Origin of the sequence: Cellulosimicrobium sp. XJ-DQ-B-000 (genome assembly GCF_031119065.1) — a bacterium.
GTDB classification, from domain to species: Bacteria; Actinomycetota; Actinomycetes; order Actinomycetales; family Cellulomonadaceae; genus Cellulosimicrobium; species Cellulosimicrobium funkei.
On record NZ_JAVHYN010000003.1, the window covers coordinates 264,387 to 281,103 of the forward strand.

At 74.9% G+C, this 16,717-nt stretch carries 18 protein-coding genes and 2 tRNA genes; 9 read left to right on the forward strand and 11 right to left on the reverse strand.

The features are described from left to right. Positions 1-4: 4 nt before the first annotated feature. Positions 5-436, reverse strand: coding sequence for a hypothetical protein (locus RDI86_RS07330; RefSeq protein ID WP_168944393.1), 432 nt, complete (start codon positions 434-436; stop codon positions 5-7). A 113-nt stretch (positions 437-549) separates the two neighbouring features. On the opposite strand from RDI86_RS07330, the gene RDI86_RS07335 reads away from it, so the two are divergent. Beyond that, positions 550-1,839, forward strand: coding sequence for a deoxyguanosinetriphosphate triphosphohydrolase (locus RDI86_RS07335; RefSeq protein ID WP_308821082.1), 1,290 nt, complete (start codon positions 550-552; stop codon positions 1,837-1,839). Between the two features lie 21 nt (positions 1,840-1,860). On the opposite strand, the gene RDI86_RS07340 is transcribed toward RDI86_RS07335, so the two are convergent. Continuing rightward, a complete protein-coding gene (locus tag RDI86_RS07340) occupies positions 1,861-2,313 on the reverse strand; it encodes a VOC family protein (protein ID WP_061268625.1) in 453 nt (150 codons plus the stop codon). Positions 2,314-2,409: 96 nt separating this feature from the next. Between RDI86_RS07340 and RDI86_RS07345 the strand changes: the two genes are divergently transcribed. Both RDI86_RS07345 and dnaG read left to right on the forward strand, forming a co-directional pair. Next, a complete protein-coding gene (locus RDI86_RS07345) occupies positions 2,410-3,372 on the forward strand; it encodes a helix-turn-helix domain-containing protein (RefSeq protein ID WP_308821047.1) in 963 nt (320 codons plus the stop codon). Positions 3,373-3,381: 9 nt separating this feature from the next. Next, positions 3,382-5,328 (forward strand): DNA primase, encoded by a 1,947-nt coding sequence (dnaG, locus tag RDI86_RS07350; RefSeq protein WP_308821048.1) that lies wholly within the window; start codon positions 3,382-3,384, stop codon positions 5,326-5,328. A 52-nt stretch (positions 5,329-5,380) separates the two neighbouring features. Here dnaG and RDI86_RS07355 read toward each other — a convergent pair whose 3' ends face one another. The 3 genes from RDI86_RS07355 to RDI86_RS07365 form a co-directional block, all read right to left on the reverse strand. Beyond that, the gene (locus RDI86_RS07355; protein WP_308821049.1) at positions 5,381-6,085 is read right to left on the reverse strand and encodes a hypothetical protein; all 705 of its coding nucleotides are present in this window, start codon (positions 6,083-6,085) and stop codon (positions 5,381-5,383) included. A 182-nt stretch (positions 6,086-6,267) separates the two neighbouring features. Then, positions 6,268-6,343: transfer RNA gene (locus RDI86_RS07360), tRNA-Asn, on the reverse strand. A gap of 55 nt (positions 6,344-6,398) precedes the next feature. Then, entirely contained in the window at positions 6,399-6,914 is a 516-nt protein-coding gene (locus RDI86_RS07365; RefSeq protein ID WP_137281090.1) for a hypothetical protein, read from the reverse strand. Positions 6,915-6,972: 58 nt separating this feature from the next. On the opposite strand from RDI86_RS07365, the gene RDI86_RS07370 reads away from it, so the two are divergent. Next, positions 6,973-7,046: transfer RNA gene (locus RDI86_RS07370), tRNA-Ile, on the forward strand. Positions 7,047-7,097: 51 nt separating this feature from the next. Beyond that, positions 7,098-7,457, forward strand: coding sequence for a DUF488 domain-containing protein (locus RDI86_RS07375; protein ID WP_205688645.1), 360 nt, complete (start codon positions 7,098-7,100; stop codon positions 7,455-7,457). On the opposite strand, the gene RDI86_RS07380 is transcribed toward RDI86_RS07375, so the two are convergent. Further along, complete coding sequence (locus tag RDI86_RS07380) at positions 7,430-8,548, reverse strand: acyltransferase (protein WP_308821050.1); 1,119 nt, start codon at positions 8,546-8,548, stop codon at positions 7,430-7,432. The genes RDI86_RS07375 and RDI86_RS07380 overlap by 28 nt on opposite strands. A 142-nt stretch (positions 8,549-8,690) precedes the next feature. Here RDI86_RS07380 and RDI86_RS07385 point away from each other — a divergent pair, with 142 nt between their 5' ends. The 3 genes from RDI86_RS07385 to RDI86_RS07395 all read left to right on the forward strand — a co-directional run bounded on the left by RDI86_RS07385 (position 8,691) and on the right by RDI86_RS07395 (position 10,719). Then, positions 8,691-9,497 (forward strand): DUF1206 domain-containing protein, encoded by an 807-nt coding sequence (locus RDI86_RS07385; protein ID WP_308821051.1) that lies wholly within the window; start codon positions 8,691-8,693, stop codon positions 9,495-9,497. A gap of 67 nt (positions 9,498-9,564) precedes the next feature. Further along, positions 9,565-10,050, forward strand: coding sequence for a peptide deformylase (gene def / locus RDI86_RS07390; RefSeq protein WP_021481144.1), 486 nt, complete (start codon positions 9,565-9,567; stop codon positions 10,048-10,050). Positions 10,051-10,218: 168 nt separating this feature from the next. Continuing rightward, positions 10,219-10,719: a DUF3145 domain-containing protein gene (locus RDI86_RS07395; protein ID WP_021481145.1), complete on the forward strand. Its 501-nt coding sequence runs from the start codon at positions 10,219-10,221 to the stop codon at positions 10,717-10,719. 112 nt (positions 10,720-10,831) lie between these two features. On the opposite strand, the gene RDI86_RS07400 is transcribed toward RDI86_RS07395, so the two are convergent. From RDI86_RS07400 to RDI86_RS07420, 5 genes are all read right to left on the reverse strand, one after another. Next, positions 10,832-12,076, reverse strand: a complete 1,245-nt coding sequence (locus tag RDI86_RS07400; RefSeq protein ID WP_034651767.1) for a beta-ketoacyl synthase — start codon at positions 12,074-12,076, stop codon at positions 10,832-10,834. Between the two features lie 97 nt (positions 12,077-12,173). Then, the gene (locus RDI86_RS07405) at positions 12,174-12,422 is read right to left on the reverse strand and encodes an acyl carrier protein (protein ID WP_021482065.1); all 249 of its coding nucleotides are present in this window, start codon (positions 12,420-12,422) and stop codon (positions 12,174-12,176) included. A 163-nt stretch (positions 12,423-12,585) separates the two neighbouring features. Beyond that, positions 12,586-13,593 carry a beta-ketoacyl-ACP synthase III gene (locus RDI86_RS07410; protein ID WP_034651764.1) on the reverse strand — a complete coding sequence of 336 codons (1,008 nt, stop codon included), beginning with the start codon at positions 13,591-13,593 and terminating at the stop codon, positions 12,586-12,588. Further along, on the reverse strand, positions 13,590-14,576 hold the full coding sequence (locus RDI86_RS07415) for an ACP S-malonyltransferase (RefSeq protein WP_061268619.1): 987 nt from the start codon (positions 14,574-14,576) through the stop codon (positions 13,590-13,592). Before RDI86_RS07415 ends, RDI86_RS07410 begins: the two co-directional genes overlap by 4 nt. A 131-nt stretch (positions 14,577-14,707) precedes the next feature. Continuing rightward, positions 14,708-15,907, reverse strand: a complete 1,200-nt coding sequence (locus RDI86_RS07420; protein WP_034651758.1) for a CdaR family transcriptional regulator — start codon at positions 15,905-15,907, stop codon at positions 14,708-14,710. 119 nt (positions 15,908-16,026) lie between these two features. Here RDI86_RS07420 and RDI86_RS07425 point away from each other — a divergent pair, with 119 nt between their 5' ends. Then, positions 16,027-16,713 (forward strand): hypothetical protein, encoded by a 687-nt coding sequence (locus RDI86_RS07425; protein ID WP_034651756.1) that lies wholly within the window; start codon positions 16,027-16,029, stop codon positions 16,711-16,713. Positions 16,714-16,717 lie beyond the last annotated feature (4 nt).

The following is a 16,717-nucleotide window of genomic DNA, read 5'->3' on the forward strand; positions in this document are numbered from 1 at the left end:
ACACCTAGCCGAACAGGTGCGCGACCGCGCGCACCGCGTCGTCGTACTGCGCGCGGTCGAACGTGAACGGCCCGAGCGCGGAGTAGTCCCACTCGGGACGGAACGGCTGCGTGAGGTCGCGCCACGTGACGGTCGTCGCGTCGGCGTCGACCGCCACCTCGAACGGCCAGCACCCCGCCTCGTGGCAGTCGCACGCGAGCACCCACGCCCGCCCGCCCGCGGGCACGCGTCCCCGCCCGTACCACTGGTGCGCGGCGTCGCCGTAGCGGAAGAACGCGGGGACCAGCCCGCCGTACGCGCCCGCGGGGGAGTACCCGCGCGCCGACTCGAACCGTCCGACGACGTCCACGAGCGACCGACCGTCCACGTACGGGACGACCTCGACCAGGCCGTCGACGGTGACGGCCCGCAGCTCGAGCGCACGCGCTGCACCCATACGCCGGAGGGTACGCCCGCGGCGGCCCGCCCGCCGTCCGCCGGGTGCCGACCGGCGTCGTTACGCTGGGGCCCGTGCAGACGTTCGAGCAGCAGGCGTTCGACCCCGCGGTCGTGGGGACCGGCCCGCGCCCGGCGCGCGGCGAGGAGGGCACGGCGTCGTACTCCGACGCCGACACCGAGCGGTGGTTCGTCGAGTCCGCGAAGTCCCGGGCCCGCACGCCGTTCGAGCGCGACCGCGCGCGCATCGTGCACTCGTCGGCGCTGCGCCGCCTCGGCGCCAAGACGCAGGTGCTCGGGCCGGGCAGCGACGACTTCGTCCGCACCCGGCTCACGCACACGCTCGAGGTCGCGCAGGTGGGCCGCGAGATCGGCAAGGCGCTCGGCTGCGACCCGGACATCGTCGACACCGCGTGCCTCGCGCACGACCTCGGGCACCCGCCGTTCGGGCACAACGGCGAGCGGGCGCTCGCGGACCTCGCGGTCGACGTCGGCGGGTTCGAGGGCAACGCGCAGACGCTGCGCCTCCTCACGCGGCTCGAGCCCAAGGTCGTGGAGGACGGCCGGTCGTACGGGCTCAACCTCACGCGCGCGAGCCTCGACGCGAGCGTCAAGTACCCGTGGGGCGCGGGGGAGGCGCCGCTGCGCGCGGACGGCCGGCCCACCCACAAGTTCGGCGTCTACGAGGACGACCGCCCGGTGTTCGACTGGCTGCGCGCCGGGGCGCCCGCGCAGGTGAAGTGCCTCGAGGCGCAGGTCATGGACCTCGCGGACGACGTGTCGTACTCGGTGCACGACGTCGAGGACGCCGTCGTCGGCGGGCGCATCGAGCTCGCCGTGCTCGACGACCCCGACGAGCGCGCGCGCGTCGTGCGTGCCGTCCACTCCTGGTACGGCACCGCGTACGACGAGGCGGCGCTCGACGCGGCGATCACCCGGCTCCAGGGCACCGGGCACCTGGTCACCGGGTTCGACGGGTCGCGCCGCGCGCTCGCCGCGCTCAAGGACGCCACGAGCCAGCTCATCGGCCGGTTCACGGGCGCGGCCCAGGACGCGACGCGCGCGCTGTTCGGGAACGGCCCGCTCACGCGGTACGCGGCGCGGCTCGTCGTGCCGGACGAGACGGTCGCCGAGATCCTCGTGCTCAAGGGGGTCGCGGTCGCGTACGTCATGGCGCCGCGCGAGCAGGAGCCGCTCTACCAGCGCCAGCGCGAGGTGATCGCCGACCTGGTGCACGTCCTGGGCGACCGCGCGCCCGTCGCGCTCGAGCCGTCGTTCGCGGCGGACTGGGAGGCGGCGCCCGACGACGCGGCCCGCCTGCGCGTGGTGATCGACCAGGTCGCGTCGCTCACCGACGTCTCCGCGATGCAGCTCCACGCGCGGCTCGTGCGCCCGCCCGCCTGACCGGCGGGCGCACGGGCCGGGTCAGCCGCGCTCGGCGACCCACGCGTCGCTCGCGCGCTGCACGTCCTCGGCCGTCACCGACTCCGCGACGGTCGCGAAGTACCAGCGGTGCCCGAACGGGTCGCGCACCGCCGCCTGGCGGAACCCCTCGAACCAGTCCGACGGCTCCGCGAGGCTCGACGCGCCGGCCGCGAGCGCCCGCGCGTACGCGGCGTCGGTGTCCTCGACCGGGACGGTGAACGACGCGTGCGTCGGGGCGCCGGGCTCCGGCGCGACCGAGTCCGGCGGGAACGCCTCCGCGACGGTGAACGTGCTGGTCCCCGCCGGGGAGACGAGCCGCAGGTCGGAGTGGATGACGGCGTCGCCCGCCGTGATCGTGTCGACCACCTCGGCGCCGAGCGCGGCCTCGTAGAACGCGATGGCCTCGCGCGCGCCGCTCACCGTGACGTTGGGGTGCAGTGCCGACATCTCCATGGTGTCCTCCTCCTCGTGGTTCCCCGCCCACCCGGGGCGGGCCGTCCCCTCATGCTCGTGTCGGCGGGCCGTGCCAGTCTTGGAGGAATGCGACAGGTGTTCGAACCCGCTGGTGCCGGCGCCTCTGCGGAGCCCCGGCGCCCGACGACGTCCGTCCGCGGCCTCGTCGACCCGGCGGCCGCGCGGCGCGGCTTCGAGCTCGTGCGCGTCGAGCCCGCCCCCGACCTCGCGGACCTCGTAGAGCGGCACTGGGTCGTGCGGTGGGACCTGCCGCCCGGCACGGAGTTCACCCAGGTCCTCGTGCCCCACCCGGTCGCGAACGTCGTCGCGGAGGAGTCGGGGTACGTCGCGCACGGGATCCCGCCCGGGCTGTTCGAGCGCACCCTGACCGGGTCGGGCGCCGTCGTCGGCACCAAGTTCCGGCCGGGCGCCTTCCGGGTGCTGCTCGGCCACCCGGACGCCGTGCGTCCGGGCGTCCAGGTCCCGGCCGCGGCGCTGCTCGGCCCGACGGCGGAGCGCACCGGCGCCGCCGCGCTCGCCCTGGCGGTCACCGGCCGCGACGAGGAGGCCGCGCGGACGGTCGAGCCCCTGCTGCGCGCCCGGGCCGAGCGGGTCCGCACCGCACGCGCGAGGCGCGACCTCGACCGGGTCGCGCAGGCGTTCGCGGCGCTCGTCGGCGGCGAGCTCGGGCCGGGGGCGGGCGTGGGGGACCTCGCGGACGTCGTCGGCACGTCCGCGCGCTCGCTGCAGCGGCTGTTCGCCGCGTCCGTCGGCGTGAGCCCCAAGTGGGTGCTCCAGCGGCACCGCGTGCACCTCGCCGCGGACCTCCTGGCGGCGGACCCGGGCCAGGACCTCGCGGCGCTCGCGACCGCCGTCGGCTACTACGACCAGGCCCACCTCGGGGCGGACTTCGCGCGCGCGACGGGCGTCACCCCGGGTGCGTACGCGCGCCGCTGCGCGGCGTCGCGCGCGGCCCTCGTGGGGGCGGCGGCGGGGACCGGCGCCGGGGTGACGGACGCCGCCACCGGGGCACCCGCCGGGCCGGCCCGGGGCGCATAGACTCGCCTCGTGGCAGGCCTGATTCGACGCGAGGACGTGGAAGCCGTCCGCGACCGCGCGCGGATCGACGAGATCGTCTCCGCGCACGTCACGCTCAAGACCGCAGGCGTCGGCTCGCTCAAGGGCCTGTGCCCGTTCCACGACGAGCGCTCGCCGTCGTTCCACGTGCGCCCCGGCGTCGGGCGCTGGCACTGCTTCGGCTGCGGCGAGGGCGGCGACGTCATCTCGTTCGTCCAGAAGATCGACGGTCTGACCTTCGTCGAGGCCGTCGAGTACCTCGCGGACCGCATCGGCATCCAGCTCCGCTATGAGGACTCCGGCGGCCCGCAGCGCCCCCGCGAGGAGCCCGGCCGTCGCCAGCGGCTGCTCGAGGCGCACCGTGTCGCCGCCCAGTACTTCTCCGAGCAGCTCTTCGCCCCGGGCGCCCAGGCCGCGCGCGCGTTCCTCGCCGAGCGCAGCTTCGAGCGGGCCGACGCCGAGCACTTCGGCGTCGGGTACGCGCCGACCGGCTGGGACAACCTCCAGCGCCACCTCCAGGGCCGCGGCTTCACGCAGGCGGAGCTGGTCGCCTCCGGCCTCATGAGCCAGGGGCAGCGCGGCATCTACGACCGGTTCCGCGGCCGGCTCATGTGGCCGATCCGCGACGTGACGGGCGAGATCATCGGGTTCGGCGCGCGCCGCCTCTACGACGAGGACCAGGGCCCCAAGTACCTCAACACGCCCGAGACCACGCTCTACAAGAAGTCGCACGTGCTCTACGGCATCGACCTCGCCAAGCGCGAGATCGCGAAGCAGAAGCGCGTCGTCGTCGTCGAGGGGTACACGGACGTCATGGCCGCGCACCTGTCCGGCGTGACGACCGCCGTCGCGACGTGCGGCACCGCGTTCGGCTCGGACCACGCGCGCATCGTGCGGCGCCTCCTCGGCGACACGACCGCGGGCGGCGGCATGCAGCTCGCGTCGGGCGCGTCCGTCGGGGGAGAGGTCGTCTTCACGTTCGACGGCGACGCCGCGGGCCAGAAGGCCGCCGTGCGGGCGTTCGGCGAGGACCAGCGCTTCTACGCCCAGACGTTCGTGGCGGTCGAGCCGAGCGGCATGGACCCCTGCGAGCTGCGCATGGCGCGCGGGCCGGACGCGGTGCGCGCGCTCGTCGACGGCCGCCAGCCGCTCTTCGAGTTCGTCATCCGCACGACGCTCGCCTCGTTCGACCTCGACACGGCCGAGGGGCGCGTCGGCGCCCTGCGCGCGGCCGCTCCCGTCGTCGCCGGCATCCGCGACACCGCGCTGCGGCCCGAGTACGCGCGCATGCTCGCCGGCTGGATCGGCACCGACGCGGAGCGCGTCCGGCGCGAGGTCGCCGCGGCCGCCAAGCGCGGCAGCGCGCCCGGGCCCGTGCGGACCGCCCGGCCCGACGACGCCCGCCCCGGCGCCGAGGCCCGGCCGCCCGAGCCCGAGGTCCCCGCGCTGCCTCCGCCCGACCCGCGCGACCCCGTCGCGCGCCGGGAGCGTCTCGCGCTCGCGGCCGTCCTCCAGTACCCCCAGCACGTGCCGCCGATGTTCGACGACCTCGGCGAGGACGCGTTCGCCGTCCCCGCGTGGCGCGCCGTCCACGCCGCGATCCGCGCCGCGGGCGGCGTGCGCGAGGGCAGGTCGCTCGGCGCCGGGCACTGGGTCGAGGCGGTCGTCGAGCAGGCCGCCGAGCCCGTGCGCGGCCTCGTGACCGAGCTCGCCGTCGCGCCCCTGCCCGAGGACCGGGAGAACGTCGTCGGCGGCTACGTCGCAGGCGTCGTGCGCGGCCTCGTCGACCTGGGTCTCACGCGCCGCGTCGCCGACGCGAAGAGCCGGCTCCAGCGGCTCGACCCGTCGGTCGACCTCGCCGCGTACCAGGAGGCGTTCGCCGCCCTCCTCGCCGTCGAGGCCGAGCGCCGCACGCTGCGCGAGGGCGAGATCGCCTGACCCCCACCGCTCGACCGGCGAGGGCCGCGGCGCAGCCGATGCCGGGTGCGGCTCAGAGCCCGCCCGGGTGCGGCGAGAGCCAGTCGGTATGGCGCTCCCGCAGGGTGTCGCGTTCGGCCTCGGTCGGGAGCAGGACGTCGGCGCCCCCGTCGTACGGGCAGTAGAGCCACGAGAGGTCGTGCGCGCCGATGACGATGTGGCACTGGTCGTCCGCTGCCCCGAGCAGGAGCGCGTCGATCTCCTGCGGGGACCGATCCGACACCGCCCAGAAGTACTGAGGGGCGTCGTCGCCGTCCGGGGTGCTGCTCCGCCAGGGCCACGCTCCGGGCAGACGGCGCTTCGTCCAGCCCGCAGCCAGGTCCCGCCAGTCCCAGTCGACACCGACGACGTACACGCCGTGGAAGGCGCGGGAGTCGGCAGAGCCGAGCAGCTCGTGCAGGATCGTGCGGTGCCGCCGCACGATCTCCTCGTCGTCGGTCGCGTTCTCGGCGCATCGCTTCGACTTGGGGAGACTGTGGAACCGGACCCACCTGTCGGGGTGCTCGACTCGCAGCACGTGCGCGAGCGGCTCGACACCGGGCCACCTGCGCTCCCAGAGCTCGGTGAGGCGCGTCGCCCGCGCACTGACCTCTCCGTGCGCGAACGCACCGTGGCGCCCTTGCAGGCGCCGCCAGCGGCTCCTCGCGGCACCACGCGCTTCCACGGCCTTGGACTCGAGCCCGGCGCGGAGCGAGTCGAGCGCTGACGGCAGATGCATGGACGTGAGCGTAACGATCCTCAACCGGCCACCACCGCGAAGGTTCGCCGCCCCCGGTCCGCCGACCGGACAGCGACCCGACCTCCGGAGACACGGACACGAGCAAGCGGACGGGTGCGATGAGTGCGTCTGGGTCGCTCGAGGAAAAGAAAACCCCCACCCGGGGATCCGGATGGGGGCGATGGCTCCCGCGGTAGGACTTGAACCTACGACCGTCCGATTAACAGTCGGATGCTCTGCCAGCTGAGCTACGCGGGATCGACCATGGCCGTCGGGGTTTGCACCGCAGCGACCGGGGAAAACTCTAGCAGGCTCAGAGGGGTAGTCCGGACGCCGACCGGACCCGACCCTCGGCCGCGTCGACCCGTGCCTCGACCTCCGGGTCCGTCAGGTCCAGCCCGGGGTCGGCGACGACCTGCGAGAAGAGCTCGCCGTCTGCGTCCCGCCGCACGGCGACGCGCGCGGTGAGCCCTGCGGCGAACGTCACGGTCTCCGAGAGCACGACCGACGACTGCACGCGCTCGCGCAGCGTCTGCGCGAGCGACGTACGGCGCGGGTCGGCGAGGCGCAGGGCCAGGGGAGGAGCGCCGTCGACCCACGAGACGGTGATCGTCGCGCTCTCCGGGTCGTACCCCGCCCGGTCGACGTCCGACCAGAGGTGCCGGACGACGGTCGTCCCGCCGGCGTCGCTCGTGAGGAGCCCGGCCCGCGTCGCGACGGCCCACGACCCGTCGGCGAGCTCCGCCGACGCGAGGACACGATCGGTGGCCGGGAGGTCGAGCGCACGACGGACAGGGTCGGGCAGCGCGGGACGGCGGAACCAGGACACGTCCCCACCGTAGCGGCTCTCCGACCGCCTGCCGCACGGGCGGTATGCTCGCCCGCGCGCCCCGTTAGCTCAGCTGGTCAGAGCAGGAGACTCATAATCTCTCGGTCGCGGGTTCAAGTCCTGCACGGGGCACCCTTCCGCGTCGCGCGTGCGGCGCGAGCGTCCGCGCGGTGTCATGGCCTCATGACGGTGCGGACCAAGCGCGTGTACGAGCCGGCCGAGGAACAGGACGGGTTCCGCGTGCTCGTCGACCGCCTGTGGCCGCGCGGCGTGAGCAAGGAGGCGGCGCACGTCGACCTGTGGCTCCGGGACGTGGCGCCGTCGACGGACCTGCGGCGCTGGTTCCACCACGAGGAGCGGCTGTTCGACGAGTTCGCCGAGCGGTACCGCGCCGAGCTCGACGCCCAGGGCGACGCGGTCGCGGAGCTGCGGGACGTCGTCGGGCAGCACCCCGTGGTGACGCTGGTGTACGGGGCGAGGGACGAGCAGCACAACCAGGCGGTGGTGCTGCGCGACTACCTCGCGGCGAGCGCCTCGTCCTGAGCGCCCCGGGACGCGGCGGCCCGGGTCGGGCGGTCGAGGTCGCGTCGCAGGTCGCGGTCGAGGGCGTGGCGCAGCCGGGGCCCGAGCGGCCGTTCGACGGCGCGGTGGATCACCCAGGCGAGGGCGAGGCACACCGCGACTGCCACCGCGAGGGTCGCGGCGCGCGAGAGGTACGGGTGCACGGACTCGATGACCCATCGCCCCCAGGACGAGTGCACGAGGTAGAGCGGGTACGTGAGGGCGCCGAGAGCGGTGAGCCAGCCCCAGGAGACGCGAGCGAGCGGGGTGAGGGTCGCGACGGCGACGAGCGCGAAGCACACGACGATCGCGACCCACCACGCGGTGGGGGAGACGACGACGTCGGTGCTGTTCTCGATGCGGCCGGACTGGATCTGCCCGGAGAGCGCCGCCCCGAGGAGCACGTTCAGCGCGAGCGCGAGCCAGAGGACGGGGGAGCGGCGCTCGCGGGTCAGCAGATAGAGCACCATGCCGCCCGCGAAGAGCGGGGCGTCGGGGGCGACGAGCACCGTCGCGGCCAGCTCGGAGCCGGTCTGGGTCGCGATCGCGCCGACGACGGGCCACAGCACGACGAACGCGAGGACCCGCGCCCGGGTGAGGCCGACGGCGACGAGCACGCCGACGAGGACGTAGAACCGCAGCTCGGACCAGAGCGTCCAGTAGACGGCCTCGAGGTCGGGGATCCCGAACGCGCGCTGGACCATGGTGAGGTTGGCCGCCGCCTGCGGCAGGTCGACGTCACGCCGGCCGGGGACGACGAGCACCAGCAGGACCACCGTGAGCAGCACCGAGGCCCAGTACGCGGGGAAGAGCCGCCCGGCGCGCGACGCGACGAAGCCGCGCACGTCGCGGCCCCACGCCGTCATGAGGATGACGAAGCCGCTGACGACGAAGAAGAGCTGGACCCCGAAGGACCCGTAGGCGGTGACCGCCTGGGCGCCGGGGAGCGAGGCGCTCGTGCGCGCGCCCCACGCGTGGTGGTTGACGGCGACGAAGTGGTAGACGAGCACCGCAGCTGCTGCCGCGAACCGGAGTCCGTCGAGCACGGCGAGGCGAGGGTTCTGCGGGGGCATCCGCGGCACGTTACCGAATCGTGACCAACGCCGCCTGGCAACGCCGTCCGGCGTGCGCGGAGTGCGCAGTTCTGGCACCGTGTGCGGGCCGGAGAACCCGGCGACGCGGTGGGGGCGGCGTCCCGACGACCGAGGAGGTCCTGTGGCACCGAGCTTGAGCTCGACCGGCAAGGCGGCATCACGCGGCGCACGCGGCAGCAAGACCCTGGAGCTCCTGGCCCGCGGGGGCTACGCGGTGAGCGGCCTGCTCCACCTCGTCGTCGGCGTCCTCGCCGTGCAGGTGGCGACGGGCTCGGCCTCGAGCGAGCAGGCCGACCAGACCGGTGCGCTCACGGCCATCGCGCAGACGCCGGGCGGCACCGCGCTGCTGTGGTTCGCCGTCGTGGCGTTCGCGGCGCTCGCCCTGTGGCAGGTCACCGTCGCGCTGAGCGGCGCGGCCGAGACGTCCGACCGGCTCAAGGCCGCGGGCAAGGCCGTCCTCTACCTGGCGCTCGGGGTGATCGCCCTCCAGGTCGTGACCGGGTCCGCAGGCGGCTCCGGCCAGGAGGAGAGCGTGACCGCGACCCTCATGGAGAAGCCCGGCGGCGTGCTGCTGGTCGGCGCGGTCGGGGTGGGCATCGTCGCCGGCGGCGTCTACCACGTCGTCAAGGGGTGGCGGAAGAAGTTCCTCGAGGACCTCCAGGGCGGGACCAGCGGGCACCTGGGCCGCGCCGTGGTGACGCTCGGGCGGGTGGGGTATATCGCCAAGGGCGTCGCGCTCGGCGTGCTGGGCGTGCTGTTCGTCGTGGCCGCCGTCCAGCACGACCCGCAGCAGGCGGGCGGCCTCGACAGCGCGTTCGCCACGCTCGCGGCGCAGCCGTTCGGGGTCGCGCTCCTCCTCGCCGTCGGGCTGGGCTTCGCGGCCTACGGGCTCTACTCGTTCGCGCGGGCGCGGTACGCGCGGATGTGACGTGCGCCCTGGTGCGGGGCTGGGCACGACGGCCGGACGCCGTCGTGCGCATGGAAGAATGGTGACCATGGCGATGAGAGAGATCCGGACCATCCCGGACCCCGTGCTCCGCACCCCCTGCGACGAGATCACCACCATCGACGACCGGGTGCGCTCTCTCGTCGCCGACCTCGTCGAGACGGTCGACCACGAGGGGCGCGCGGGGCTTGCCGCCAACCAGATCGGCGTCAACCTCCGGGCGTTCTCGTGGAACATCGACGACGAGATCGGGTACGTGCTCAACCCGCGCATCGTCGAGCTGTCCGACGACTACCAGGACGGCGACGAGGGCTGCCTCTCCGTCCCCGACCTCTGGTACCCGACGCGCCGCGCCTGGTACGCGCGCGTGGTCGGCACCGACCTCGACGGCAACGAGGTCGTGGTCGAGGGGACCGAGCTCATGGCCCGGTGCCTCCAGCACGAGTGCGACCACCTCGACGGCATGCTCTACCTGGACCGGCTCGACCGCTCCGTGCGCAAGAAGGCGATGCGCGAGCTGCGCGAGCACCTCTGACACGGGTGTGCCCGGTCGGTCCCGGGCACGCCCGCCCGATCTCTCGCGCGCACGCGGGATGTCGTGCAAGATGAGCACGAGACACGCCGCGACATCGGCGCGAGCGCTGTGGACCCGCCCTGGGTGAGGACGTTGGGGAAGACGAAACCTCGACCTAGGGAGGCAGACATGGCCGGTGCCATCACCCGCGGTGTTCTTTACGTGCACTCAGCACCGCGTGCTCTGTGCCCGCACATGGAGTGGGCCGCGGGCAACGTCCTCGGCGTGCGCGTGTCGCTCGACTGGACCGAGCAGCCCGCCGCGCGCGGCCTCTACCGGGCCGAGTACTCGTGGCAGGGGCCGCAGGGGACGGGCGCCAGGCTGGCCTCCGCGCTGCGCGGATGGTCCCACCTGCGGTACGAGGTGACCGAGGAGCCCAGCCACGGGGTCGACGGCGGTCGCTGGTCCCACACGCCCGACCTCGGCATCTTCTATGCCCAGACGGACGTGCACGGGAACATCGTCGTGCCCGAGGACCGGATCCGGGCCGCGCTCGAGCAGGTGAGCGAGCCCTGGGCGATGCGCGACGCCCTCCACCTCGCGCTCGGCAAGGCCTGGGACGACGAGCTCGAGCCGTTCCGCTACGCCGGAGCGGGCGCTCCGGTGCGCTGGCTGCACCGCGTCGGCTGACTCTCAACAACGCCGCTCCGCCGAGACGGCTCACGCGCGCTCGTCCGCGAGGACCACGAAGGGCGCCTCCCCGAGATCGGGGAGGCGCCCTTCGCGTCGTCGTGGTGTGTGGTCAGACGCTGGCCACGGCGAGGGCGACGTTGTGGCCCCCGAAGCCGAACGAGTTGTTGATCGCGACGACGTCGCCGCTCGGCAGCGGTGCGGGCGTGTCGCGCACGAGCGGCACCTGGAGCTCCGGGTCGGGGTTCGCGACGTTGATCGTCGGGGGAGCGAGGCGCTCCGCGACGGCCTTGATCGTGAAGATCGACTCGAGCGCGCCGGCACCGCCGAGGAGGTGTCCGGTCATCGACTTGGTGGCCGAGAGCAGCACGTGGTCGGCGTCGTCGCCCAGGAGCGAGCGGATGGAGCGGGTCTCGGTGAGGTCGCCGACCTTGGTCGAGGTCGCGTGCGCGTTGACGTGCACGACGTCCCGCCCGGTGACACCGGCCTCCTCGAGCGCACGGCGCATCGCCGCGACCTGGCCCCGACCCTCCGGGTCGGGAGAGGTGATGTGGTAGGCGTCGGAGGACAGCCCGACGCCGGCGAGCCGCGCGTAGACGCGGGCACCGCGGGCCGCGGCGTGCTCGGCGCTCTCGAGGACGACGACGCCCGAGCCCTCGCCGATGACGAAGCCGTCGCGGTCGACGTCGTACGGGCGCGACGCGCCCTGGGGGTCGTCGTTGCGCAGCGAGAGCGTGCGCGAGGCGGCGAAGGCCGCCATCGGCATGGGGTGGATCGTGGCCTCGGTGCCGCCGGCGACGACGACGTCCGCGCGGCCCGCGCGGATCATGTCGACGCCGTAGCCGATCGCCTCGGCGCCGGACGCGCACGCGGAGACGAGAGCGTGGGCGCCCGCCCGAGCGCCGAGCTCGAGCGAGACGTACGCGGTGGGGGAGTTCGGCATGAGCATGGGCACGGTCATGGGCAGCATGCGGCGCGCGCCGCGCTCCCGCAGCGTGTCCCAGCCGTCGAGCGTGGTCCAGATGCCGCCGATGCCGGACGACACGACCGTGCCGAGCCGGTCGCCGTCGACCTCGGGGCTGCCCGCGTCCGCCCACGCCTCGCGCGCGGCGATGATCGCGTACTGCGTGGAGGGGTCCATGCGCTTGATCTCGGGGCGCGCGAGGACCTCGGCCGGGTCGACCTTGATCGTCGCGGCGAACGTCACCGGGATCTCGTAGCGCTCCGCCCAGTCGTTCTCGAGCGTGCGCGCGCCGGACTCGCCGGCCAGTGCCGCGGCCCAGGTGGAGGGCACGTCGCCGCCGAGCGGCGTGGTGGCGCCGAGGCCGGTGACGACGACTTCAGTAGCGGCAGACATGGTGCTCCTCGGGGGTTGCGGCGGGGGCGGGAGGACGGGCGGGCCGGCGTGGGTGACGCCGGCCCGCCCGCAGGCCTGCGAGGCAGGCGGGGCGTGCTCAGGCCTGGGCGCCCGTGATGAAGGACACGGCGTCGCCGACCGTCGTGAGGTTCTTGACCTCGTCGTCCGGGATGCGGACCCCGAACTTGTCCTCGGCGTGGGTGACGATCGTCATCATCGACAGCGAGTCGATGTCGAGGTCGTCGGTGAAGGACTTCTCGAGCGCGACGGCGTCGGTCGGCAGACCCGTCTCCTCGGCGACGATCTCCGCGAGGCCGGCGAGGACTTCCTGCTCGGTGTAGGCCATGGTTTCTCCTTGTCGTGGGGCCGGCGGCGACCGGTCCCGGTGGCGGTGCCCGGTGGGTGTGCCGGGCGGTACTTCGTCAGACGGTGCGCGCGACGGACGGGTCCGCCGACGGCGTGGGTCCTCCCCGCGGGGAGGGCGGCCGTCCGTCCAGGGTGATTCTCCCCTACGGCAGCACGACCACCTGCGCCGCGTAGACGAGCCCGGCGCCGAACCCGATCTGGAGGGCGAGGTCGCCGGAGCGGACCTGCCCCTCGTCGAGCAGGCGCCGGGTCGCGAGGGGGATCGAGGCGGCCGACGTGTTGCCGGTCTCCGCGATGTCCCGGGCGACCGCGACGGACGCGGGGAGCTCGAGCTGCTTGATCATCTGGTCGATGATCCGCATGTTCGCCTGGTGCGGCACGAACGCGCCGATGTCGGCCGGGGCGACCCCGGCCTCGGCCATCGCCTTGGCGGCGACGGGGGCCATCTGGAACGCGGCCCACTTGAACACGCTCTGACCGTCCTGGCGCAGCGTGGGCCACCCGAGCGAGGGGTCCTCGCGCAGGTCCGACCATGCGTGCGTCTGGCGGATCGCCTGCGCCTTGCCGCCGTCGGAGCCCCACACCGTCGGGCCGATGCCCGGGGTGTCGGACGGTCCGACGATCGCGGCGCCGGCGCCGTCGCCCAGGAGGAACGAGATCGAGCGGTCGGTCGGGTCGATGAAGTCGCTCATCTTCTCCGCGCCGACCACGAGCACGTGCGTCGCGATGCCGGCGCGCACGAGGGCGTCGGCCTGCGCGATGGCGTAGGCGTAGCCCGCGCACGCGGCGGAGACGTCGAACGCGGCGGCGGGCGTCGCGCCGAGGCGCTCGGCGAGCACCGCCGCGGCGGCGGGGGTCTGGTGGAAGTACGTGACCGTGGAGACGATCACCGCGTCGACGTCGGCGCCCTGGAGGCCCGCCCGGGCGAGGGCGTCGCGCGCCGCGGCCTCGGACAGGTCCAGGACGTCGACGTCGGCGCCGGCACGACGCCGCGTGACGATCCCGGTGCGCTGCCGGATCCACTCGTCGGAGGAGTCGATGGGCCCGGCGATGTCGTCGTTCGTGACGACGTTCTCGCCGCGCACCCCGCCGATCGCGAGGATGCGCGAGTGCGCCGGGCCCGTGGCCTGGCGCAGGGTCGCGCCGCTCACGCGTCGACGCCCGGGGCCGCGCCGGCCGCCACCGAGTGCCGGGCGACGAGGTCGCGGGCGGCCTCGACGTCATCCGGCGACTTCACGGCCACGGCCTCGACGCCCTTGAGCGACCGGCGGGCGAGACCCGTGAGGACGCCCCCGGGCGCGAGCTCGAGCAGCGCGGTGACGCCGAGCTCCGCGAGGGTCTCCTGGCACAGGTCCCAGCGCACAGGCGCCGCGATCTGCGCGGTGAGGCGGCGGACGACGTCGCGCGCCTTGCCGTACGTGCTGCCCTCGATGTCGATGGTCCCGTAGGACTCGCCGTCGGCGTTGGACAGGAGCGGCAGGCGCGGGTCGGCGACGTCCCACGACGCGGCGACCGGCTCGAACTCCTCGAGCGCCGGCTGCATGAAGGGCGTGTGGAAGGCGCCCGCGACCTGGAGCGGGATGACGCGCGCCTTCGCGGGCGGGTTCTCCGCGAGGGCGGCGAGGTGGTCGAGGGCGCCGGCGGCGACGACCTGCCCGCCGCCGTTGACGTTCGCGGGCCACAGGTGGGCCGCCTCGATCGCGGCGAGGACCTCCTCCGGGTCGCCCCCGACGACGGCGCTCATGCCGGTGGGGGTCGCGGCGGCGGCCGCGGCCATGGCGCGCGCGCGGTGGGCGACGAGCCCGACGGCGCCGGTGTCCGTCAGCGCCCCCGCGACGGCCGCGGCGGCGAGCTCGCCGACCGAGTGCCCGGCGGTCACGTCGACGACGTCGGCGGTGTCGCGCCCGTCGAGGATCACGCGGAGCGCGACGAGCGACGACGCGACGATGAGCGGCTGCGCGACGGCCGTGTCACGGATCGTGTCGGCGTCCGACTCCGTCCCGTGCGCGCGCAGGTCGAGGCCCGCGGCCTCGCCGAACGCGGAGACCTGGTCGGCGACGCCGGGCAGCTCGAGCCAGGGGGCGAGCATTCCGGGGGACTGGGAGCCCTGTCCAGGGCACAAGACGGCGAGCACCCGTCAACTGTGCCAACGCGAGGGCCGTGCGCCACGTCACGACGCGCACCAACCTTGCGGAGGGTGGTTGTGCTGAACCTACAAGGCGCCGCGGGCGGGGAGCCCGCGGGACGTCGGGCGCGCCCGGCTCCTCAGCGGACCGTCGAGAGCTGCCCGAGCGCGAGCGCGACCTGCAGCACGAACGACTCGCGGGCGTCGAGCGGGTCCCACCCGGTGATCTCCGAGACCTTGCGCAGGCGGTAGCGCACGGTGTTGGGGTGGACGTACAGGGACCGGGCCGCCGCCTCGAGCGACCGGCCCGTGCCGAGGTAGGCGGACAGCGTCTCGAGCACCGAGCCCGTCGCCTCGGCGAGCGGGCGGTAGGCCTGGGCGACGAGCGTGCGTCGCGCCGTGGTGTCGCCGGTGAGGACGCGCTCCGGGAGCAGGTCGTCGGCGAGCACCGGGCGCGGGGCCTGCGGCCAGGCGGGCGCGGCCCGCAGCCCCGCGAGCGCGGCCTGCGCCGAGCGCGCGGCCTCCTCCAGCCCGGGGACGGTCGGCCCGATGACGACCGGGCCGGGCCCGAAGCGGGGCAGGAGCGACGCGGCGGCGGCCTGGAGGTCGCCCTCGCCGCCGAGCACGAGGACGAGCCGGTCGCCGTGGATGCCCACGAGCGCGTCGCCCGCCGCGCGGCGCGTCGCGCGGCGCAGCTCCGCCGTCCGGACCTCGTCGAGCGTCGCGGCGATCGTGCCCGCCATGACGAGGGTCGAGCCGTGGCCGCCCCAGCCGAGCGCCGAGACGCGCGACCGCAGGGAGTCGTCGCCGTCGCCGCGGATGAGCGCGTCCACGACGAGGGCCTCCAGGCGCGCGTCCCACGCGCCGCGGACCTCCGCGGCGCGGGCGTAGACCTCCGCCGCGGAGAACGCCACCTCCCGGGAGTAGCGCAGCACGGCCTCGCGCAGGTCGCGCTCGCCGCCCGGCGCCGCGAGCTGGTCCGAGTACGCCTCGACGACCTCGACGACGATGCGGACGAGCTGGAGAGTGTTCTGGAGCGAGATCGAGCGCGTGAGCTCGGGCGGGGCCGCGGCGAAGATGTCGCTCACGCCGTGCGGCGGGGCCTGCGGGTCCGCGTACCAGGTGACGAACGCCGTGATACCGGACTGCGCGACGAGACCCACGTAGGAGCGGTCCTCGGCCGGGAGCTCGCGGTACCAGCGGATCTCGTCGTCGAGCCGGCGCAGCGCGGCGGACATGAGCAGGCCGCTGCCGTCGCGCAGGCGCTGGAGGTTGTCCGCGTTGCCGGCCGGGCTCGTCGGGGTCGGCGCGGTCGCCGGGGTCCTGGGGGTGGCCGTCACGCGCCGAGCATACGGCCGGGGTTGTGGACAGTCCACAAAGCGCGCGCCGTGGCGGCGGCCGGGTCGCCGGGGGACCGGGTCGCTGGGTGAGCACCCGGACGACCCGCTAGGGTCGGGGAATGGCACTCATGCCCCGACTTCGACAGCTCATGCGTCGGCCGACGTCCGCGTCGACCGTCGGCACGCGCCGCCCACGGTCCGGGGAGAAGCGTGGCGACACGGTCCACGAGGACGCGCTGCGGGCGATGCTCGTCGACGACCCGAACGACGAGCGGGCCTTCCGCGCGCTCGCGGAGCTGGTCCGCCGTCGCGCCGCGGAGGGACCGACCACGGACGACCCGCTCGCCGCCCCGGCGGACGAGACGGAGAAGCAGCGTGCCGCCGACCTCGCGGTCTGGGCGCTCGCCGAGGAGCTCGCCGGGCACCCCCGCGGGTGGTACCCGCTCGTGGAGCTCGGCCGTCTCTCCCTCGACGACGACCCGGAGGCGGCCCTGCGCCGCTTCGCGACGGCCGCGGAGCGCGACCCCTCGGGGCACGCGCTCGCGCAGTCCATGGAGGTGCTGCGCACGGCGGGACTGCCGGTCGAGGCGCTGGGCCTCGGCGTCGGCCACTGGCGCGCCCGCGAGCACGAGGCCGAGGTCGGGCGGCAGCTCGTCCTCGCCGCCATCGAGGCCGACCGTCCCCTCGACGCCCGCCACCACCTCGAGTCGCTCGTCGAGTACGGCGACCCCCGGGGCGTCGCGCCGCTGCGCGCGGACCTCGAGCGCGCCGTCGCGCAGGCCGAGCAGCACCGCGCCGGGACCTGACCCA